The sequence below is a fragment of the Streptomyces sp. NPDC003016 genome (genome assembly GCF_053591455.1).
The window spans coordinates 1-20,288 of record NZ_JBSFTV010000010.1; the positions used below are offsets into that span (position 1 = coordinate 1).

At 68.6% G+C, this 20,288-nt stretch carries 20 protein-coding genes; 9 read left to right on the forward strand and 11 right to left on the reverse strand.

Annotated elements, in window-relative coordinates; all coding sequences use genetic code 11:
- Positions 1-96: 96 nt before the first annotated feature.
- From ACWDZ4_RS10630 to ACWDZ4_RS10640, 3 genes are all read right to left on the reverse strand, one after another.
- Positions 97-1,374, reverse strand: coding sequence for an MFS transporter (locus ACWDZ4_RS10630; protein WP_451508039.1), 1,278 nt, complete (start codon positions 1,372-1,374; stop codon positions 97-99).
- A gap of 110 nt (positions 1,375-1,484) precedes the next feature.
- Positions 1,485-2,567: an inositol-3-phosphate synthase gene (locus ACWDZ4_RS10635; RefSeq protein WP_451508040.1), complete on the reverse strand. Its 1,083-nt coding sequence runs from the start codon at positions 2,565-2,567 to the stop codon at positions 1,485-1,487.
- Positions 2,568-2,617: 50 nt separating this feature from the next.
- Positions 2,618-3,301: a helix-turn-helix transcriptional regulator gene (locus ACWDZ4_RS10640; RefSeq protein WP_451508041.1), complete on the reverse strand. Its 684-nt coding sequence runs from the start codon at positions 3,299-3,301 to the stop codon at positions 2,618-2,620.
- A gap of 366 nt (positions 3,302-3,667) precedes the next feature.
- Between ACWDZ4_RS10640 and ACWDZ4_RS10645 the strand changes: the two genes are divergently transcribed.
- Together ACWDZ4_RS10645 and ACWDZ4_RS10650 are read left to right on the forward strand one after the other, a co-directional pair.
- Positions 3,668-6,373, forward strand: coding sequence for a transglycosylase domain-containing protein (locus ACWDZ4_RS10645; protein ID WP_451508042.1), 2,706 nt, complete (start codon positions 3,668-3,670; stop codon positions 6,371-6,373).
- A gap of 94 nt (positions 6,374-6,467) precedes the next feature.
- Positions 6,468-7,961 carry a glycosyltransferase family 87 protein gene (locus tag ACWDZ4_RS10650; protein ID WP_451508043.1) on the forward strand — a complete coding sequence of 498 codons (1,494 nt, stop codon included), beginning with the start codon at positions 6,468-6,470 and terminating at the stop codon, positions 7,959-7,961.
- A gap of 12 nt (positions 7,962-7,973) precedes the next feature.
- Here the strand turns inward: ACWDZ4_RS10650 and ACWDZ4_RS10655 are convergent, their stop codons facing one another.
- The 3 genes from ACWDZ4_RS10655 to ACWDZ4_RS10665 all read right to left on the reverse strand — a co-directional run bounded on the left by ACWDZ4_RS10655 (position 7,974) and on the right by ACWDZ4_RS10665 (position 10,620).
- Complete coding sequence (locus ACWDZ4_RS10655) at positions 7,974-9,005, reverse strand: alanine racemase (protein WP_450259307.1); 1,032 nt, start codon at positions 9,003-9,005, stop codon at positions 7,974-7,976.
- A gap of 70 nt (positions 9,006-9,075) precedes the next feature.
- On the reverse strand, positions 9,076-10,194 hold the full coding sequence (locus tag ACWDZ4_RS10660; RefSeq protein ID WP_451508044.1) for a lipid II:glycine glycyltransferase FemX: 1,119 nt from the start codon (positions 10,192-10,194) through the stop codon (positions 9,076-9,078).
- 111 nt (positions 10,195-10,305) lie between these two features.
- Positions 10,306-10,620 carry a hypothetical protein gene (locus ACWDZ4_RS10665; protein ID WP_451508045.1) on the reverse strand — a complete coding sequence of 105 codons (315 nt, stop codon included), beginning with the start codon at positions 10,618-10,620 and terminating at the stop codon, positions 10,306-10,308.
- Between the two features lie 268 nt (positions 10,621-10,888).
- On the opposite strand from ACWDZ4_RS10665, the gene rpsF reads away from it, so the two are divergent.
- From rpsF to rplI, 4 genes are all read left to right on the forward strand, one after another.
- A complete protein-coding gene (rpsF, locus tag ACWDZ4_RS10670; RefSeq protein ID WP_006604399.1) occupies positions 10,889-11,179 on the forward strand; it encodes a 30S ribosomal protein S6 in 291 nt (96 codons plus the stop codon).
- Positions 11,180-11,254: 75 nt separating this feature from the next.
- On the forward strand, positions 11,255-11,845 hold the full coding sequence (locus ACWDZ4_RS10675; RefSeq protein WP_451508046.1) for a single-stranded DNA-binding protein: 591 nt from the start codon (positions 11,255-11,257) through the stop codon (positions 11,843-11,845).
- Between the two features lie 43 nt (positions 11,846-11,888).
- Entirely contained in the window at positions 11,889-12,125 is a 237-nt protein-coding gene (gene rpsR / locus ACWDZ4_RS10680) for a 30S ribosomal protein S18 (RefSeq protein WP_003949403.1), read from the forward strand.
- 18 nt (positions 12,126-12,143) lie between these two features.
- Complete coding sequence (gene rplI, locus ACWDZ4_RS10685) at positions 12,144-12,590, forward strand: 50S ribosomal protein L9 (RefSeq protein WP_344495961.1); 447 nt, start codon at positions 12,144-12,146, stop codon at positions 12,588-12,590.
- A 105-nt stretch (positions 12,591-12,695) separates the two neighbouring features.
- On the opposite strand, the gene ACWDZ4_RS10690 is transcribed toward rplI, so the two are convergent.
- Complete coding sequence (locus tag ACWDZ4_RS10690) at positions 12,696-14,033, reverse strand: MATE family efflux transporter (RefSeq protein ID WP_451508047.1); 1,338 nt, start codon at positions 14,031-14,033, stop codon at positions 12,696-12,698.
- A 476-nt stretch (positions 14,034-14,509) separates the two neighbouring features.
- On the opposite strand from ACWDZ4_RS10690, the gene dnaB reads away from it, so the two are divergent.
- A complete protein-coding gene (dnaB, locus tag ACWDZ4_RS10695) occupies positions 14,510-15,967 on the forward strand; it encodes a replicative DNA helicase (protein WP_344496136.1) in 1,458 nt (485 codons plus the stop codon).
- Between the two features lie 714 nt (positions 15,968-16,681).
- On the opposite strand, the gene ACWDZ4_RS10700 is transcribed toward dnaB, so the two are convergent.
- Positions 16,682-17,008: a hypothetical protein gene (locus ACWDZ4_RS10700; RefSeq protein ID WP_451508048.1), complete on the reverse strand. Its 327-nt coding sequence runs from the start codon at positions 17,006-17,008 to the stop codon at positions 16,682-16,684.
- A gap of 100 nt (positions 17,009-17,108) precedes the next feature.
- On the opposite strand from ACWDZ4_RS10700, the gene ACWDZ4_RS10705 reads away from it, so the two are divergent.
- Positions 17,109-18,485, forward strand: coding sequence for a serine hydrolase domain-containing protein (locus ACWDZ4_RS10705; RefSeq protein WP_451508049.1), 1,377 nt, complete (start codon positions 17,109-17,111; stop codon positions 18,483-18,485).
- Positions 18,486-18,604: 119 nt separating this feature from the next.
- Here ACWDZ4_RS10705 and ACWDZ4_RS10710 read toward each other — a convergent pair whose 3' ends face one another.
- Positions 18,605-18,775, reverse strand: coding sequence for a hypothetical protein (locus tag ACWDZ4_RS10710; RefSeq protein ID WP_451508050.1), 171 nt, complete (start codon positions 18,773-18,775; stop codon positions 18,605-18,607).
- Between the two features lie 101 nt (positions 18,776-18,876).
- On the opposite strand from ACWDZ4_RS10710, the gene ACWDZ4_RS10715 reads away from it, so the two are divergent.
- Positions 18,877-19,116: a hypothetical protein gene (locus tag ACWDZ4_RS10715; protein WP_451508051.1), complete on the forward strand. Its 240-nt coding sequence runs from the start codon at positions 18,877-18,879 to the stop codon at positions 19,114-19,116.
- Positions 19,117-19,319: 203 nt separating this feature from the next.
- On the opposite strand, the gene ACWDZ4_RS10720 is transcribed toward ACWDZ4_RS10715, so the two are convergent.
- Entirely contained in the window at positions 19,320-19,772 is a 453-nt protein-coding gene (locus tag ACWDZ4_RS10720; protein WP_451508052.1) for an N-acetyltransferase family protein, read from the reverse strand.
- Between the two features lie 10 nt (positions 19,773-19,782).
- Positions 19,783-20,250: a MarR family winged helix-turn-helix transcriptional regulator gene (locus ACWDZ4_RS10725; protein WP_451508053.1), complete on the reverse strand. Its 468-nt coding sequence runs from the start codon at positions 20,248-20,250 to the stop codon at positions 19,783-19,785.
- Between the last annotated feature and the right edge of the window lie 38 nt (positions 20,251-20,288).

Here is a 20,288-nt window from a genome sequence, read left to right on the forward strand (position 1 = left end):
GGCCCGCCTCCCGCCGAGCCCGCCGGGCCGCCCGTCCCCGAGTCCACTTCCGGCGCCGTCGTGAAACACCACCCCTCACCGCATTCGCTGCCCGCACTACAGGGCGCCCTCGGCCCGGCTCCAGCGGAACATGGTCGCGGCAACCGCCGCATAGAGGAGAGCGACCGCGACCACCAGGGCGGCCGAGCGCCCGTCAGGAGGCAGCACCATCGCGGCCGTGGCCGCGGCGCCCACGAACGCGACATTGAACAGCACGTCGTAGACCGAGAAGATCCGCCCGCGAAAGGCGTCGTCGACCGACGACTGCACCACCGTGTCCGTGGTGATCTTCACGCCCTGCGTCGTGAGGCCGAGCACGAAGGCGGCGATCATCATCGGGACGGGCGTGAAAGGCAGGGCGAGGGCCGGTTCCAGTACGGCGGCCGCCCCCGCGCACAGGATCGTCCACCCGTACGGTCCGAGCCGCCCCGCCCCCCATGGCGTCAGGACCGCGGCCGTGAAGAATCCCGCTCCCGAGATCCCGACGGCGATCCCGAGCAGCGCCAGTCCCTCGGAACCGTCCCCCGGCCCGTCGGCCCAGGCATACCGGCACAGCATCAGCACCATGACCGTCAGTGCGCCGTAGCAGAAGCGCATCAGCGTCATCGCGGCCAGCGCGCGTGCCGCGGCCCGGCGCTCCGCCAGGTGCCGCAGGCCGTCGGCGAGGCCCCGCGCGGTGGAAGCCAGCGCGGCGCCCAGCCGCGGCTGCACCCGCTCGGGGTCGGGGCCGAGCAACTCGCGGCTCATGCGCAGCGACGACAGGGCGGCACAGAGATAGAGGGCCGCTCCCAGGAGCACCACCGCCGCATCGGAGTCCGACGCCACCAGCCGTACGGCGAACGCGAGGCCGCCGCCCGCGGTGGCGGCGAGCGTACCGGCGGTCGGAGAGAGTGAGTTGGCCACGACGAGCCGGTCGGTGCCCACGACGCGCGGCAGTGCGGCCGAGAGCCCGGAGAGTACGAAGCGGTTGACGGCGGTGACGGAGAGGGCCGAGGCGTAGAAGAGCCAGTCGGGCACGGACGCGAGGATCAGCAGCGCCGTGCCGCAGGCGAGCGCGGCCCGCAGCAGGTTCCCGTACAGGAAGACCTGGCGGCGCTGCCAGCGGTCGAGCAGTACGCCCGCGAAGGGGCCGACCACCGAGTAGGGGAGCAGCAGGACGGCCATCGCCGAGGCGATCGCGCCGGGCGAGGTCTGCTTCTCCGGGGAGAAGACGACGTATGCGGCGAGCGCGACCTGGTACACGCCGTCCGCGCACTGGGAGAGCAGCCGGACCGCCAGCAGGCGGCGGAAGTCGGTCAGGCGCAGGAGTACGCGCAGATCACGTACGACGGGCATGCGAGCAAGGGTCACACACGTCGAGGGTCCCCGGGCGGAATTGCCCGGGGACCCTCGACGATCGGCCTGCGGTGGAGTTTCAAGCGCGGCAGGCGCGGCAGCCTGAGCTTTTAGCGCTCGACCTCGCCCTTGATGAAGCTCTCGACGGCGCGGTGGGCCGCGTCGTCGAAGTACTGCACCGGCGGGGACTTCATGAAGTACGAGGACGCGGAGAGGATCGGGCCGCCGATGCCGCGGTCCTTGGCGATCTTCGCTGCGCGCACGGCGTCGATGATGACACCCGCGGAGTTCGGGGAGTCCCAGACCTCGAGCTTGTACTCCAGGTTCAGCGGAACGTCACCGAAGGCGCGGCCCTCGAGGCGTACGTACGCCCACTTCCGGTCGTCCAGCCAGGCCACGTAGTCCGACGGGCCGATGTGGACGTTGTCCGCACCGAGGTCGCGGTCGGGGATCTGCGAGGTGACGGCCTGCGTCTTCGAGATCTTCTTGGACTCCAGGCGCTCACGCTCGAGCATGTTCTTGAAGTCCATGTTGCCACCGACGTTCAGCTGCATCGTGCGGTCCAGGACGACGCCCCGGTCCTCGAAGAGCTTCGCCATGACGCGGTGCGTGATGGTGGCGCCGACCTGCGACTTGATGTCGTCACCGATGATCGGGACGCCCGCCTCGGTGAACTTGTCCGCCCACTCCTTGGTGCCGGCGATGAAGACCGGGAGAGCGTTGACGAAGGCGACCTTGGCGTCGATGGCGCACTGCGCGTAGAACTTCGCAGCCGCCTCGGAACCGACGGGCAGGTAGCAGACGAGGACGTCGGCCTGCGTGTCCTTGAGTACCTGGACGACGTCGACGGCCGTCTCGGCGGACTCCTCGATGGTCTGGCGGTAGTACTTGCCCAGGCCGTCGAGGGTGTGACCGCGCTGCACGGTGACGCCGGAGTTCGGCACGTCACAGATCTTGATGGTGTTGTTCTCGCTGGCACCGATGGCGTCCGCGAGGTCGAGGCCGACCTTCTTCGCGTCGACGTCGAAGGCGGCGACGAACTCGATGTCCTTCACGTGGTAGTCGCCGAACTGCACGTGCATGAGACCCGGCACCTTGCCCGCCGGGTCGGCGTCCTTGTAGTACTCGACGCCCTGCACCAGCGAGGCGGCGCAGTTGCCCACGCCGACGATGGCTACGCGAACCGAACCCATTGGCGGTTGCTCCCTGTGTTCTCGACGAAGCCCTGCGGATGTGCAGGGCTTCACTTTGCGGTGTCGTCGGACGGATCCGGCCCGGTGTCGTCCCGGTGCCGGGGCAGGCCGTCCGTCTCTTCGGATGTGGTGTCGTGACGAGCCGGGCTCTCGGGGTCGGATCGTCGCCGATCCCTCCCCGCCCGCTCGCTCTCGATGAGCTCGTTCAGCCAGCGCACTTCGCGCTCCACGGACTCCATACCGTGACGCTGCAGCTCAAGCGTGTAGTCGTCGAGCCGCTCCCGGGTACGGGCCAGGGAGGCGCGCATCTTCTCGAGACGCTCCTCCAGCCGGCTCCTGCGGCCCTCGAGGACCCGCATCCGCACCTCGCGCTCCGTCTGCCCGAAAAAGGCGAAACGGGCGGCGAAGTGCTCGTCCTCCCAGGAATCGGGGCCGGTGTGGGAGAGCAGCTCCTCGAAGTGCTCCTTACCTTCGGCCGTCAACCGGTAGACGATCTTGGCTCGGCGTCCCGCGAGCGAAGCGGCGAGCGCCTCCTCCGCAGCACTGCCGGTCTCTTCGATCAACCAGCCGTTTGCCACGAGCGTCTTGAGGCAGGGGTAGAGCGTTCCGTAGCTGAAAGCGCGGAAGATCCCCAGCGAGGTGTTGAGGCGCTTGCGCAGCTCGTAACCGTGCATCGGGGACTCGCGCAGCAGACCGAGCACGGCGAATTCGAGGATGCCTGAGCGCCTGCTCATCCTTCGCCTCCTCAGTCGCCGTCGGTCCTTATGCCGAGCTGATGTATCGACTCGATACATCCAGACGATAGAACGGCAGCTCCGATGCGACAAGGGGAGCCGTGGTGAACGGCGTCACATCACCATTTCGATGCGCGTAACTTGCCTGATTTGAGGCGAACCTCGGCGCTGGGCGGGTTTTGACGGTGCGTAGTCTGTGCGGCATGCAGACCACCGGGAACCAAGTGACGCCAGGGAGCGTCCTCGTCCTGGATGTACATGAGGCCGTACGGACGAGCCCCGACCAGGGCTGGTCCGTACTTCGGGGGGACCGGAACTCACCTGCCGCTTCCAGGCGCTCTCGCCTGCCCGAGGAGTAGTCGTTCGATGAGCGAGCACCGTCGCAAACCGTCGCAGCCGCAGGACGGCGGACGCGCCGCGGCCCGGCGAGCCGCCCAGCAGCCATCAGGCCGCCGCGCGGCACCCATGCGGGACACCCACACCAGTACCACCGAGTCGTACTCCGGTTCGTACGGAGACGAGCGCCCGCCGGGCGGCAGGGCCGAAGCCCGCCGCGCCGCCCAGCGCGGCGCGGCCGGCGGCGCACGCCGGGGCGCCCCCGCGCGGGGGCGCGGAGGACCGCCGGCCAGGAAGCGGTTCATCGACTACCCGCGTTCGGACAAGTACGGGTGGCGGCGGTTCGTGCCGTCCTGGAAGCTGATCGGCGGCACCTGCCTCGGCTTCTTCGCGGTCCTGGTCGCGGGAACGGGAGCGGCCTTCGCCTGGGTCGATACGCCCGACGCGCAGAAGATGGCGCAGGCGCAGAGCAACGTCTTCTACTGGGACGACAAGACGCAGCTCGCCACGACCGACGGCGAGCGCAACCGCCAGAACGTCCCCCTCGAGAAGATCTCGAAGTCCATGCAGGACGCGGTGATCGCGGCCGAGAACGCCTCCTTCTACGACGACTGGGGCGTCGACCCCAAGGGCATCGGCCGGGCCGTGGTCAACATGGCCATGGGCGGGGAGACCCAGGGCGGCTCGACCATCACCCAGCAGTACGTGAAGAACAACTACCTGGACCAGGACCAGACGCTGAAGCGCAAGTTCACCGAGCTGATCATCTCGCTCAAGGTCGGTGTGCAGGAAGACAAGAGGGAGACCCTCGCCGGTTACCTGAACACCGCCTACTACGGCCGTAGTGCCTACGGCATCCAGGCTGCGTCCCAGGCGTACTTCGGCACGGACAGCAAGGACCTGAAGCCGGAACAGAGCGCGTTCCTCGCCCAGGTCCTCAAGGGGCCGAACCTCTACAACCCCGACGGCGGCATCGGCACCAACGCCACCCCCGAGGCGAACACCAAGCGCGCCAAGGAGCGCTGGGAGTGGATCCTCGACCGTCAGGTGGAGGTGGGTCTGATGAAGAAGGAGGAGCGGGCGAAGTACACGACGTTCCCCAAGCTCAAGGACTCCGAGGAGGCCACCGGCCTCACCGGCCAGAAGGGCTACCTGGTCGAGACCGCCAAGAAGTACGTGATGAAGCAGGCCGGCCTCGGGGTCGAGGACCTGGCGCGCGGCGGCTATCGCATCTACACGACCTTCAACAAGGAGAAGGTCGAGGCGATGGAGGATGCGGTCAACAAGACCCGCAAGGACTTCCTGGACCTCAAGAAGCGCCCGGACAAGGACAGGTTCGTCCAGTTCGGCTCCGCCTCGGTGGACGTGAAGACCGGCGCGATCGTCGCCCTCTACGGTGGCGAGGGCTGGGACAAGAAGCACTTCACCAACAACGCCGACACCTCCGGCGTCCCCGTCGGCTCGACATGGAAGCCCTATGTCCTCGCCGCGGCGATGGCGTACGGCACCCAGAACACCGCCGAAGGCGAAGGACTCTCGCCGGACAGCAAGTACAACGGCAACGACCGAACCATCATCAGGAACCGCGACGGCGACCCCCTGATGAACAACAAGGGACAGCCGTTCAGGCAGAAGAACGAGAGCCCCACGCCGTACGGCTACGTCACGCTCACCGAGGCGATGGAGAAGTCCATCAACACGCCCTTCGCCCAGCTCGGCATCGACGTCGGCCTGAACAACGTGCGCCAGGTCGCGGAGGACACCGGCATCCTCAGGGACTCGATGGATCCCAACAACAACGCCTCGTTCTCCCTGGGTACGTCCACCCCGAGCGCCATCCGCATGGCCGACTCGTACGCGACGTTCGCCGCCTCGGGCAAGCACCACGAGCCCTACTCCGTCGTGGAGGTCGTCCGCGACGGCCAGAAACTGGGCGACTTCGAGGCGCCCAAGGGTCAGCAGAAACTGACCAACGACGTCGCGGACAACGTCACCAAGGTCCTCAAGAACGTCGTCGAGAACGGCACGGGCACCAAGGCCAAGAAGCTGGGCCGCCCGGCCGCGGGCAAGACCGGTACCACCGACAAGAACAAGTCGGCCTGGTTCGTCGGCTACACCCCGCAGCTGTCGACCTCGGTCACCATGTTCCGTACGGATCCCGAATCCCGCGAACTGCTGTCCATGAACGACACCGGTGGCGTTGCCTCCATCCACGGTGGTGACATTCCCGCCGAGGTGTGGACGGACTACATGAAGGAAGCGCTCAAGGACGAAGCCGTAAAGGACTTCCCCGAGGCCAACCCGATCGGTGAGAAGGCCGACTCGGTCGGTGCGCCGGCCCCGACGCCGACCCCCACCCCGTCCGAGACGCCCTCCGAGACGCCGCCGTCCGCGACACCGTCCCCGACCCCCTCGGAAACGGAGACGGTCAAGCCGTCCGAGTCCGCGACTCCCTCCAGTGACGAGACCTGCGCGCCGCTCGACTGGGCCTGCGACGACGGTGACAACAAGGGCGGCGACAACAACGGCGGCACCGACAACGGCGGTACGGACGTGGGCGGCACCGATACAGGCGGTACGGACGCAGGCGGCACCGACACGGGCGGAGCCACCGACGGCGGCACCGAGGGCGGCGCGACCGACGGCGCCACCGCCGACGGCGGCACCGACGGCAAGCCGGGCAACGGCGACAGCAGCAACGGTGGCCTGTTCGGAGGAGGAGGCGGCGACGGCTGACGCCACGCCCCACCCCACCACCCCTGACGAGGGCCGTCGCACCCGGTGCGGCGGCCCTCGCCGCATGCAGAGCCCCGTACGGCAGGATGACCCCATGACGAGCGTGCACGAGGACCGGCCCGTAGTACGGCCCACGCAGCAGGACGAAGTCGCCGCGGCGGGCAGCGAGCTGATCGGCGGACCCGTCGGCCGGTGGGCCGGGCTGGGCGCCGGCCGCCTCACGCCGGTCCGTGTCGTCGCCCTGGTGGCGATCGGCATGTTCGCGCTCGGCATGGTGCAGAAGATCCCCTGCTACGAGTGGGCCTGGTTCCGCGGCACCAGTTCGCAGTACACGCACGCCTGCTACTCCGACATCCCCCACCTGTATCTGGGGCGGGGCTTCGCCGACGGCCTCGTACCGTACTTCGACCGCTTGTCCGGCGACATGCAGTTCCTCGAGTACCCCGTCCTGACGGGGCTCTTCATGCAGGTCGCGGCCTGGCTGACCCTGCCCTTCGACGGCTCCGTCCAGGAACGCGAACAGGCCTACTGGATGGTCAACGCGGGCATGCTGATGATCTGCGCCTCGGTCATCGCCGTCTGCGTCGCCCGTACGCACCGACGACGCCCCTGGGACGCGCTGCTCGTCGCTCTCGCGCCGGCCCTCGCGCTGACCGCCACCATCAACTGGGACCTGCTCGCCGTCGCCCTCACCGCCGCCGCGATGCTCATGTGGTCCCGGGGACGTTCACTGGCCTTCGGCATCCTCATCGGGCTCGCCACCGCCGCGAAGCTCTACCCCGTACTCCTCCTCGGACCGCTCCTCGCACTGTGCTGGAGGGCGGGCAGGTACCGCGAGTACGGGACCGCGCTGCTCGGCGCGGCAGGGGCCTGGCTCCTGGTGAACCTGCCCGTCATGATCTTCGCCCCCGAGGGGTGGAAGAAGTTCTACACCTTCAGCCAGGAACGGTCCGTCGACTTCGGGTCCTTCTGGCTGATCATCACGCAGCGCACCGGGAAGCCGCTCGACGTCGAAGCCGTCAACACGTACGCGACGCTGCTGATGCTCCTGCTGTGCGCGGGCATCGCGGCCCTGACCCTGACGGCGCCCCGCCGGCCGCGCTTCGCCCAGCTCGCCTTCCTGGTGGTCGCCGCGTTCATCCTCACCAACAAGGTCTACTCGCCGCAGTACGTCCTGTGGCTCATCCCCCTGGCCGCCCTGGCCCGGCCGCGCTGGCGCGACTTCCTGATCTGGCAGGCCGGCGAGGTCATGTACTACCTCGGGATCTGGATGTACCTCGCGTACACCACCAGTGGCGACAAGCAGCGCGGGCTTCCTCCCGAGGGCTACCAGCTCGCCATCGCGCTGCACCTGCTGGCCACGCTCTACCTGTGCGCCGTCGTCGTACGCGACATCCTCATGCCCGACCGGGACGCCGTACGGCGCGACGGAACGGACGACCCCTCGGGGGGCGTCCTCGACGGGGCCCAGGACACGTTCGTCCTGGGCAGGGCGGCGCGCAGGGCGGCACACCCGCCGCGGCATGCCGCGCACCACGTGGAGGGGCCCCAGGTGAAATGGGGCACCACCACGTCCGGCGGCGGCTGACGCCGCGGGCTGTCAGCGGTCGACGAGACGGTCGAACTGCGTTGTCGTGTGCCGCAGATGGGCCACCAGCTCGTCGCCCACCTTCGGCTCCTGGGCGTCCGCGGGGACGAACAGGATCGACACCTGCATGTGCGGCGGCTCGGCGAACCAGCGCTGCTTGCCCGCCCACACGAACGGCGCGAGATTGCGGTTCACCGTGGCGAGCCCGGCCCGCGCCACGCCCTTCGCGCGCGGCATCACACCGTGCAGCGCCTTCGGTGCCTCCAGACCGACACCGTGCGACGTACCACCGGCCACCACCACCAGCCAGCCGTCCGAGGCCACCTTCTGCTGGCGGTAACCGAACCGGTCGCCCTTGGACACCCGGGTCACGTCCAGCACCGCTCCCCGGTACTGCGTCGCCTCGTGGTCGCCCAGCCACAGCCGGGTACCGATGCGCGCACGGAAACGGGTCTGCGGGAACTGCTGCTGCAGCCGCGCCAGCTCCTCGGCCTTCAAGTGGCTGACGAACATCGTGTGCAGCGGAAGCCGGGCCGCCCGCAGCCGGTCCATCCAGCCGATGACCTCCTCGACCGCGTCCGAACCGTCCATGCGGTCCAGCGGGAGGTGCAGGGCGAAGCCCTCCAGGCGTACGTCCTCGATGGCCGCGTGGAGCTGTCCGAGCTCCTCCTCCTTCACCCCGTGACGCTTCATCGAGCTCATGCACTCGATGACGACACGGGCGCCGACCAGGGCGTGCACCCCGTCGACCGACGACACCGAGCGGATCACCCGGTCCGGCAGCGGAACCGGCTCCTCGCCACGCCGGAACGGCGTCAGGACGAGCAGGTCACCACCGAACCAGTCCTTGATGCGGGCCGCTTCGTAGGTGGTGCCGACGGCCAGGATGTCCGAGCCGAAACGGGTCACCTCGTCCGCGAGCCGCTCATGGCCGAAGCCGTAGCCGTTGCCCTTGCAGACCGGCACGATTCCCGGGAACTGATCGAGCACGGACTTCTGGTGCGCCCGCCAGCGCGCGGTGTCGACATAGAGGGTGAGCGCCATGGCCGGTCCGGAACCTTTCTCGGGGCTGCGGTGTATCAGGGGTATGAAGGGAAACGGGGTCGAGCGGGGATCAGCGGCGCGACATGTACATGTCGAGCGCCTTGTGCAGGAGCTTGTTGAGCGGGAAGTCCCACTCACCGAGGTACTCGGCGGCCTGCCCGCCCGTACCCACCTTGAACTGGATCAGGCCGAAGAGGTGATCCGTCTCGTCGAGCGAGTCACTGATGCCCCGCAGGTCGTAGACCGTCGCGCCCATCGCGTACGCGTCGCGCAGCATCCGCCACTGCATCGCGTTCGAGGGCCGGACCTCACGCTTGTGGTTCGCCGAAGCGCCGTAGGAGTACCAGACGTGACCGCCGACGATGAGCATCGTCGCGGCCGCCACGTTCTCACCCTCGTGGCGCGCGAAGTACAGCCGCATCCGGTTGGGGTCCTCGGAGTTGAGGGCCGTCCACATGCGCTCGAAGTACGCGAGGGGACGCGGCCGGAAGTGGTCGCGCTCCGCGGTGATCTCGTACAGCCGCTGCCACTCGGCCAGGTCTTCGTAGCCGCCCTGGACGACCTCGACGCCGGCCTTCTCGGCCTTCTTGATGTTGCGCCGCCACAGCTGGTTGAAGCCCTTGTGGACGTCCTCCAGCGAGCGGTTCGCCAGCGGCACCTGGAAGACGTAACGGGGCTGTACGTCACCGAAGCCGGCGCCCCCGTCCTCACCCTGCTGCCAGCCCATCTTCCGCAGCCGGTCCGCGACTTCGAAGGCGCGCGGCTCGATGTGCGTCGCCTCGACGTCGCGCAGGCGCTTCACGTCCGGGTCCTGAATGCCCGACTTGATCGCCGTCGCGTCCCAGCGCCGGATCACGACGGGCGGCCCCATCTTCACGGAGAACGCGCCCTGCTGCTTCAGGTGCGCCAGCATCGGCCGCATCCACTCGTCCAGGTTCGGCGCGAACCAGTTGATGACCGGGCCCTCGGGCAGGTACGCGAGGTAACGCTTGATCTTCGGCAGCTGGCGGTAGAGCACCAGGCCCGCGCCCACCAGCTGGTCGTTTCCGTCGAACCAGCCCAGGCTCTCCGCGCGCCACTCCGCCTTGACATCGGCCCATGCCGGGACCTGCATGTGGCTTGCCGCGGGCAGGCTCTGGATGTACGCCAGATGCTGCTCTCGGCTGATGGTCCTCAGGGTCAGGCTCATGCGGGGCGCTCCTCGGCAGGTCTGTCCCCATGGGATCAGGGGCTCCGGCTCTCGCGCCGAAGCCTACTGCGCCAGGGGAGCGCCCCGACTGGCCCTCCGGCCGAGCCGGTCCTATCCCAGCACCCCGCCGAACAGTCCGCCGTGCGCCATACCGAGGTAGAAGCCGATCGCGGAGGCTCCCAGACCGAGGATCAGCAGGGTCCGTTCACGTGTCGTGACCGAGACGAACTGGCCGTACGCACCCGTGAGGATCCCCACCAGCCCCGCCCACGAACTGAGCAGGTGCAGGCCGTGGAACATCGCCGAGACAAAGGCGACCGCGCCCAGCACCAGCGTCACCGCGAGCAGCGTGTCCTGGAGCGGATGGGGCTTGCCGTCCGTCTCGAAGAGGGAGGACGGGGAGCGTCGTCGCATTGCATGTGCCATAAGGCACCTCCTGCTCGAAGGCGGCGAACCGTGATGCCGCACACACCCGATGTGTACAGATTGTGGCCCTTCCCGGCCGGATTTCAACCGGAAGGCGGTGAGCAGGTAGTCTGTACGGTCTGCACCGGTGTCTGCCCACGCCAGAAAACAAGCCTCTTCCCTCGAAGAAGCCGGCTTGTCAGTGGCGGCCGATACCGTTGCTTACGCATCACGACCCTCCTGCCACGGAACGACCGTGGCCGCTGAGTCCAAAGGAGGTGGGTTCCACATGCGTCACTACGAAGTGATGGTCATCCTCGACCCCGATCTCGAGGAGCGCGCTGTCTCCCCGCTGATCGAGAACTTCCTCTCCGTCGTCCGTGAGGGCAACGGAAAGGTCGAGAAGGTCGACACCTGGGGCCGTCGTCGTCTGTCCTACGAGATCAAGAAGAAGCCCGAGGGCATCTACTCGGTCATCGACCTCCAGGCCGAGCCTGCGGTCGTCAAGGAGCTCGACCGACAGATGAACCTGAACGAGTCGGTCCTCCGGACCAAGGTCCTCCGCCCCGAAACCCACTGAGCTCAGTAGCTCAGCGGTAATCGGGTCCGAGTAGCAACAAGCAGCCAGCAGCAATCCCCGCCGAGAGGTTCACCCATGGCAGGCGAGACCGTCATCACGGTCGTCGGCAATCTCGTCGACGACCCCGAGCTGCGCTTCACCCCGTCCGGTGCGGCGGTCGCGAAGTTCCGTGTCGCGTCCACTCCCCGCATCTTCGACAAGCAGACCAATGAGTGGAAGGACGGCGAAGGCCTGTTCCTCACCTGCTCGGTCTGGCGTCAGGCGGCGGAGAACGTCGCGGAGTCGCTTACGCGAGGCATGCGCGTCGTCGTTCAGGGCCGGCTCAAGCAGCGGTCCTACGAAGACCGCGAGGGCGTCAAGCGCACGGTCTACGAGCTGGACGTCGAGGAAGTCGGCCCCAGCCTCAAGAACGCCACGGCCAAGGTCACCAAGACCACCGGCCGAGGCGGACAGGGCGGATACGGCGGCGGCGGCCAGCAGCAGGGCGGCGGCAACTGGGGCGGAGCCCCCGGTGGCCAGCAGCAGGGCGGCGGCGCTCCCGCCGACGACCCCTGGGCCAGCAGTGCACCGGCCGGCGGCGGTCAGCAGCAGGGCGGCGGCAGCTGGGGCGGAAGCTCCGGCGGTTCCGCCGCCGGCGGCGGCTACTCGGACGAGCCCCCCTTCTAGGGCGGGCCCGTACCCCACTTCTTGATCACACAGGAGAAACACCATGGCGAAGCCGCCTGTGCGCAAGCCTAAGAAGAAGGTCTGCGCATTCTGCAAGGACAAGGTCACGTACGTGGACTACAAGGACACGAACATGCTGCGGAAGTTCATTTCCGACCGCGGCAAGATCCGTGCCCGCCGCGTGACCGGCAACTGCACGCAGCACCAGCGTGACGTCGCCACGGCAGTCAAGAACAGCCGTGAGATGGCGCTGCTGCCCTACACGTCCACCGCGCGATAAGGGAAGGGTGACCGAAAAATGAAGATCATCCTCACCCACGAGGTCACTGGCCTCGGCACTGCCGGCGACGTCGTTGACGTCAAGGACGGCTACGCTCGCAACTACCTGGTCCCGCGTGGTTTCGCGATCCGCTGGACCAAGGGTGGCGAGAAGGACGTGGCACAGATCCGCCGCGCCCGCAAGATCCACGAGATCGCGACCATCGAGCAGGCCAACGAGATCAAGGCCAAGCTCGAAGGCGTGAAGGTGCGCATGCCCGTTCGCTCCGGCGACGCCGGCCGCCTCTTCGGTTCCGTCACCCCGGCCGACGTCGCTTCGGCGATCAAGGACGCCGGTGGCCCCGAGGTCGACAAGCGCCGTGTTGAGCTGGGCGCTCCGATCAAGACCCTTGGTTCGCACCAGGTCTCCGTGCGTCTGCACGCCGAGGTCGCTGCGAAGCTGGACGTCGAGGTCGTAGCCGCCTAAGCGCTGCGCATCGCAGAGCAGTCAGAAGGGCCGCACCCCACGGGGTGCGGCCCTTCGCCGTTTCACGTGAAACGCAGTTCCCTGCGGGCTCTCAGCACCCAGCTCTCAGCGTGCGGCGCCCGTGACGACCCATCGGCCCGAGCGGGTGCGCAGCAGGAGCGTCACCATCCGGACCGCCATCATCAGCGTCATCGCCCACCACAGGGCGGTCAGCCTGCCGCCGGCCGCCGGTACCAGAAGGGCGACCGGTGTGAAGACCGCCAGCGTCACCAGCATGGCCCACGCCAGATACGGCCCGTCGCCCGCGCCCATCAGTACACCGTCCAGCACGAAGACGATGCCCGAGACCGGCTGGGACACGGCCACCACCAGCAGTGCGGGCAGGAGCACGTCCCGTACCACCGGATCGCCCGTGAACAGAGGGACGAACAGCGGCCGCGACACCGCGACCAGCACCCCGAGCACCACCCCGGAGACGATGCCCCACTGCACCATCCGCCGGCATGCCTCCTGCGCACCCTTGGCGTCGTTGGCGCCCAGGTAGCGCCCGATGATCGCCTGGCCCGCGATGGCGATCGCATCGAGGGCGAAGGCCAGGAGACTCCACAGGGACAGGATGATCTGGTGGGCGGCGACATCCGCGTCACCGAGCCGGGCGGCCACCGCAGTGGCGATCATCAGGACGGCGCGCAGCGAGAGCGTACGGACCAGCAAGGGCGCGCCGGCCTGTGCGCAGGCCCGTATGCCGGCGGCGTCGGGGCGCAGGGACGCACCGTGGGCTCTCGCACCCCGTACCACCACCGTGAGGTAGGCGGCGGCCATCCCGCACTGGGCGATCACGGTGCCCCACGCGGAACCGGCGATGCCGAGCCCGGCGCCGTACACCAGGCCCACGTTGAGGGCCGCGTTGGCGGCGAAGCCGCCGATGGCGACGTAGAGCGGGGTCCTGGTGTCCTGGAGACCGCGCAGGACGCCTGTGGCCGCAAGTACGACCAGCATCGCGGGGATGCCGAGGCTGGAGATCCGCAGATAGGTGATGGCGTACGGTGCCGCCGTGTCGGAGGCGCCGAAGACATCGACGAGCCAGGGGGCGGAAGGCAGGACGACCGCGATCACTGCGGTACCGAGGAGCAGTGCGAGCCAGATGCCGTCCATGCCCTGACGGATGGCGGACGCGAGGTCGCCCGCGCCGACCCGGCGGGCGACCGCAGCGGTGGTGGCGTAAGCGAGGAAGACGAAGACACTCACGGCGGTCATCAGGAGCGCGGCGGCGATGCCGAGACCGGCGAGCTGCGGGGTGCCGAGGTGGCCGACGACGGCGCTGTCGACCATCACGAAGAGTGGCTCGGCGACCAGGGCACCGAAGGCCGGGAGGGCGAGTGCGATGATCTCGCGGTCGTGTCGGCGCCGACTGGTCTTCGCTGCCGCGGATGCCTGAGTCATGGGTTCAATCTAATCTTCCACAGGTAAGAGATGCAATGGGCTTGCGGTCCTTACGGAGGAGCGCTTTTCGCCTCCGGGTGTGTGCCGTTTGTTCTGATCTTGAACCGGGCGGCGAAGTTTTTCTTCCCCACAGCCGGTGGATGGAGAAAAGGCAGGTCAGGGCGGTGTGGACGGGGTCACTATGAGTTTGTCCACAGCGCTGTCCCCCGGTCCGTGCACAGGTTCTGGGGAGTTCTCCACAGCAACTGGTCTTTCTTCCACAGGGCCTGTGGATAACCAGATTGGCTGAGGCTGCCCGCGGGCCTACCGTGGTGCGGCGCCCGCCTTCTGTTCCGGCCCTGGAAGCGCGTCGAACTTCATGCGCCGGAACCGGAGTCGGGCATCTTATTTGTCAGAGCCGTGCCGTAAGAAAGAGTGGCACAGCGAGGTCCGCGAAGCGGACGGGAGGAGGTGGCCCGGTGAGCATTTCCGAGCCGTTGGACGACCCCTGGGCCGACAGCGGTCCCGGTGACCGTCTGCCTCCCCGTCGGCGCCGTGGCGAAGGCCGGGGCCGCGACGAGCAGCACGACCGCGGCGGTGAAGGCGGCGGCTGGGAGGGCGGCTCCCCCGCTTTCGAGCGGGTCCCCCCGCAGGACCTCGATGCGGAGCAGTCCGTTCTCGGCGGCATGCTGCTCTCGAAGGACGCCATCGCCGACGTGGTGGAGATCCTCAAGGGCAATGACTTCTACCGCCCGGCCCACGAGACCGTCTACACGGCGATTCTCGACCTCTACGCCAAGGGTGAGCCGGCCGACCCCATCACGGTGGGCGCCGAGCTGACCAGGCGCGGCGAGATCACGAAGGTCGGTGGCGCCTCGTATCTCCACACCCTGGTGCAGACGGTGCCGACCGCCGCCAACGCGGAGTACTACGCCGAGATCGTCCATGAGCGGGCGGTGCTGCGCCGGCTGGTCGAGGCGGGCACGAAGATCACGCAGATGGGATACGCGGCCGACGGCGATGTCGACGACATCGTCAACTCCGCCCAGGCCGAGATCTACGCCGTCACCGAGCAGCGCACGAGCGAGGACTACCTGCCGCTCGGCGACATCATGGAGGGTGCGCTCGACGAGATCGAGGCGATCGGTTCCCGCACCGGCGAGATGACCGGTGTGCCGACCGGTTTCACGGACTTCGACTCGTTGACCAACGGCCTGCACCCGGGGCAGATGATCGTCATCGCGGCCCGCCCCGCCATGGGCAAGTCGACGCTGGCGCTGGACTTCGCACGGGCCTGCTCGATCAAGAACAACCTGCCCAGCGTGATCTTCTCCCTCGAAATGGGGCGCAACGAGATCGCGATGCGCCTGCTGTCGGCCGAGGCCCGGGTGGCGCTCCACCACATGCGTTCGGGCACGCTGACGGACGAGGACTGGACGCGGCTGGCACGGCGTATGCCTGACGTCTCACAGGCGCCGCTCTACATCGACGATTCGCCGAACCTGTCGATGATGGAGATCCGGGCGAAGTGCCGGCGGCTGAAGCAGCGCAATGATCTGAAGCTGGTGATCATCGACTATCTGCAGCTGATGCAGTCCGGTGGTTCGAAGCGGGCGGAGAGCCGTCAGCAGGAGGTCTCGGACATGTCCCGAAACCTCAAGCTGCTGGCGAAGGAGCTGGAGCTCCCGGTGATCGCGCTGTCGCAGCTGAACCGTGGTCCCGAACAGCGGACCGACAAGAAGCCGATGGTCTCCGACCTGCGTGAATCAGGTTCCATCGAGCAGGATGCCGACATGGTCATCCTGTTGCACCGTGAGGACGCGTACGAGAAGGAGTCGCCGCGCGCCGGTGAGGCGGATCTGATGGTGGCCAAGCACCGTAACGGTCCGACGGCGACGATCACGGTGGCGTTCCAGGGCCACTACTCGCGCTTCGTGGACATGGCGCAGACGTGACGTCCTGATGTAGGGGGCCGATTCGGTTCGGCAATCCAGCCCGTATCTCAGCAGTGCACCAGCAGCGTCGGGTAGTTCAGCTCCGAGGCCGATCGGCCACGGGTCTGGGACTGGCGGGTCGGCCCGCGCTCGACCAGCTCCTCGGGGTGTCTGCGCCCGGTTGTGATGCCGCGCAGGCCGATCACCGCACGCTCCCGGCCACGCAGCCGAAAATTCGCGCGGAAGCCCTGGCCCCGCAGTCGCTGCGCATCACCCTGCGCAACCGCGCCGCCGCGATGGCCACCCGCTACGGAGACTCATCCGGAGACCGGCGCTCCCCAATGACCGGTTTCTCCGGGGATCCGCGTCAGAACCCGGCTCAACAGCCTCAGCGCCCGTCTGCACGTGCATCGAGGTCATCGTGACGTCGTTCCTCTACGACCTCCCCTGCAAGGGGGCATCCGGGTACGGGGTCGAGGCGCATCTCGGGCCGGTCATGAAGGGGTGGTACCCGCGGCTCCGGCCCTGGTACGAGGTGGAGACCTCGGGTGCTCCGGGGAAGCGGGGGGCGCAGCAGGGGTGCTGCCGACCGTGAGCAAATGCCGCCCGCTCCGAGGCACAAAGAGGTGGACACGGTGTGAGACAGTCTGACGGCCCGCAGGTCAGAGCACTGCCTCGTGCCACAGGCCGCGAGATCCCGGACCTGAACCATGGCGTGGGTTCTCGGGCTCGAGGTCATGTGGAGGGGGCATCGGCGCCCTCGCCCTGCTGAAACCCCTGCTGGACGAAGACGCGGAGGACCTGAACGTCCGTCGGCCCGCGGCCCGCGGTCACTTCCACTCCGCCCAGCTGACACGCGCCGGTGACGTGCTGGAACGCCTGAGCGCCGATGCGCCGGACGACTCCTGCGCGCGGCTCATGCTCGGCCACACCCTTCAGCGCCTGGGGAAGGAAGGCGAGGCGGAGCTGCGTCTGAAGGTGGCCGCCGCCATGACGCCCGGGTTCGCCCGACCGGCCGACACCGGTGTCGACGGGTATCGCGGCCGTCCGCCGGGCGGACACGTGATCACCGGCCCGCCCTGCGACAGCGGAAGAGAGAATCCGCAGCTGAACCTTCTGAAAAGAAGTCGACGGGATGAGGCCGCGCCGGTAGGTCTTGACCATGACTTCCCCGCTCGAAGAGCTGCTTCCCTGTACGCAACGCGCCCTTCTGCACCGCATCGCCACCGCACAGGCCGAAGGCAGGGCGCCCTCGTTCGTCGCTGCGGTGACCCGTGACGGGCAGACCGTCTGGACGGGCTCTCGTACCTCGGTCGACGGGCACGGGCCGGACGCCGGTACGCAGTACCGGATCGGTTCGATCACCAAGACGTTCACCGCTGTGCTGGTCATGCGGCTGCGTGACGAAGGCACGCTCGACCTCGGTGACCCCCTGGAGAAGCATCTTCCGGGTACGGGGGTGGGGGAGGCGACCGTCGCCCAACTGCTCAGTCACACCGCGGGGTTGGCTGCGGAGACTCCTGGGCCGTGGTGGGAGCGGACCCCGGGTGCTCTGCGTCCCGGGCTCGGTGATGTGCTGGGTGAGCAGCCGCGCATCCATCCCGTCGGGCGTGTTCACCATTACTCCAACCCCGGCTACACGCTGCTCGGCCGGCTCGTCGAGGCCGTACGCGGGGATTCCTGGGCCGAGGTGCTGCGGCGCGAGGTCCTGGAGCCGCTGGGCATGCGCCGTACGCGTGCGAGGCCCGAGGCTCCGCACGCCGGTGGCTGGGCCGTGCATCCGTGGGCGGATGTGATGCTGCCCGAACCGGCTGTGGATCTCGGGGTGATGGCTCCGGCCGGTCAGCTCTGGTCGACGACCGCCGACCTCTGCCGCTTCGCCGCGTTCCTCGCGGCGGGTGACGAGAAGGTGCTGAGTGCCGAGTCCGTACGGGAGATGCGCACGCCCGCCGCTCCGGCGGGTCCTGGAGAGGCGGCCGGTGGTTACGGGCTGGGGATGCAGATCGTCCACAGCGGTGGGCGGACGCTGGTGGGGCACACGGGTTCGCTGCCGGGCTTTGTCGCGGGCCTGTGGATGAGTGTGGAGGACGGGGTGGCCGCGGTCGCGCTCGCCAACGCCACGTCGGGGGTGTCCGCGCCGGCGGTGGCGGCCGATCTGGTCCGTATCGTCGTCGAGGCCGAGCCGCGCATCCCGGAACCTTGGCGGCCGTTGGCCGAAGTCGACCAGGAGCTGCTGGTGCTGACGGGCCCATGGTTCTGGGGCACGGCGTCGTACGCCCTCTCGCTTGGCGCCGACCGCGCCCTCGAGCTCCAGCCGCTGCGGGGCAACGGCCGGGGCTCGCGCTTCGCGGCCCGGCCGGACGGGACCTGGACCGGTCTCGACGGTTACCACCTGGGGGAGACGCTCCGGGTGGTACGGCGGGAGGACGGCTCGGTGAGCCATCTCGACCTGGGGTCGTTCGTCTTCACGCGTGAGCCGTACGAGCCGGGGGACGCGGTTCCTGGAGGTGTGGACGAAGGCGGCTGGCGCGCCCTGTGAGGTTTCACGTGAAACCGTGCAGGGGGAGGGGGTGCCGGGAGAGTGCGGGCGGGCCCGAAGCCGCAGGCGCGAATTGCGACTTCGGTCCCCCTCTGCGGTCCGGCTCCGGCGGAGACGCTTCAAGTGTTGCTGTTGAGGACGTGCAGGGCGGCTCCGTTGTCCCACGCTTCCAGCAGGCCGCGGTGGACTGCGGTCACATCGTGGCGGTTGGCCAGCAGCAGCGCGTCCCGGGCGAACGGGCAGGTGGCGACGGGCAGGGCGATGTCGGCGTTGTGGTCCAGCCTGGCCATGCCGATGAACTGCTGGACGTCACCGCTGGTGATGGTCGCCGCCGGGGTCCGGGAGTTGCCCTGGATGACGGTGCGGCGGCCGTCGGGGCGCAGGCGACGATGTGGGCGCCCGTACCGCCGTGGCCTCCGGTGACCGTGACGCGGTCGCAGCCGTCGCGTCGGCAGAGCCGGGCGAGGTGCTGCTCGAACGGGCGGGGGTTCATGGCGTCGAGCGCACCCATCGATCCGGCTGCCTCGCGCTCACCCAGTACGCGTCGGAGGCAGGTCACTTCGTCCTCGACCGCCTCGAAGTAGTCGGCGACCATCTGTGTCGTCACACGCGTCCCGTCCGGGAGCAGTGAGAGCGCCTTGACTTTGTCGAGCGCTTCCGTGCGCTCGGCGGCGCTGTCGCGCAGCGTCCCGGATTCCAGCAGAGTGACTCCGTCGACCCTCTGACCCGTCTCCTCCTGGGCCTTTGGGCCTGTTCGAGTGGGGGACGGGGTCCGCGCATACGGCCGCCCCCTCTTGCCGGGGCAATGAGTCGAATCGGATGAAGAAGTGGTTTTCAGATACTCATCTTGAATCCGACATGGGAGGCTTCGAAGCCGAGCCGCTCGTAGAAGCGGTGGGCGTCGGTGCGGGTGGCGTCGGAGGTCAGCTGGACCAACTGGCAGTCCTGGCGCCGGGATTCGTCGATCGCCCACTCGATCAGCTGTGTTCCGAGGCCGCTGCCGCGCTCGTCGGCGTGGACGCGTACGCCTTCGACGAGCGAGCGGGTGGAGCCGCGCCGGGACAGCCCGGGGACGACGGTGAGCTGCAGTGTGCCGACGACCCGGCCTTCGCGTACGGCGACGACCACCTGCTGGTTCGGGTCGTCGGCGAGCCGGGTGAGGGCGGCGGTGTACGGGGCGAGGTCGTCGGGGGACTCGCGCTGGGCGCCCAGCGGGTCGTCGGCGAGCATGGCCACGATCGACGGGAGGTCACCGGGTGCTGCGGGGCGTATCTCAAGATCGCTCATGGAGCGCAGATTACGCAGTCGGCGCGGGGATGCGCAGTTCTTCGACGGCCTTGACCAGGGGGGCCAGCTCAGGGTTTTTCGCGGCCTCGTCGAGGGCCTCGCGCAGTGCGGCGTCGTTGGTGGGCCGGGCCTCGGCGAGCAGGGCCTGGCCGGCATCGGTGACGTCGGTGTAGATGCCGCGCCGGTCGGTGTCGCAGAGGTAGCGGGTCAGCAGGGCGCGGTCCTCCAGGCGGGAGACCAGGCGGGTGGTGGCGCTCTGGCTCAGTACGACGGCGTCGGCGACCTGCTGCATCCGCAGATGTCCGCCGGGGCCGTTGTGCTGGCGGCTGAGGACGTCGAGGAGTGAGTACTCGCGCACGCTCAGGTCGTGGCGGCCCTGGAGGGCCTTCTCGATGTGGGTGGCGATCCTGCTGTGCAGCAGGGAGAGGGCGCACCAGCCCTGGGAGAGCGCGGTCAGGGCGGGGTCTGTCGCTGTCATGGATCTCTCCTTGTCCGGAGCGGCTTGAGCCCGGGAGC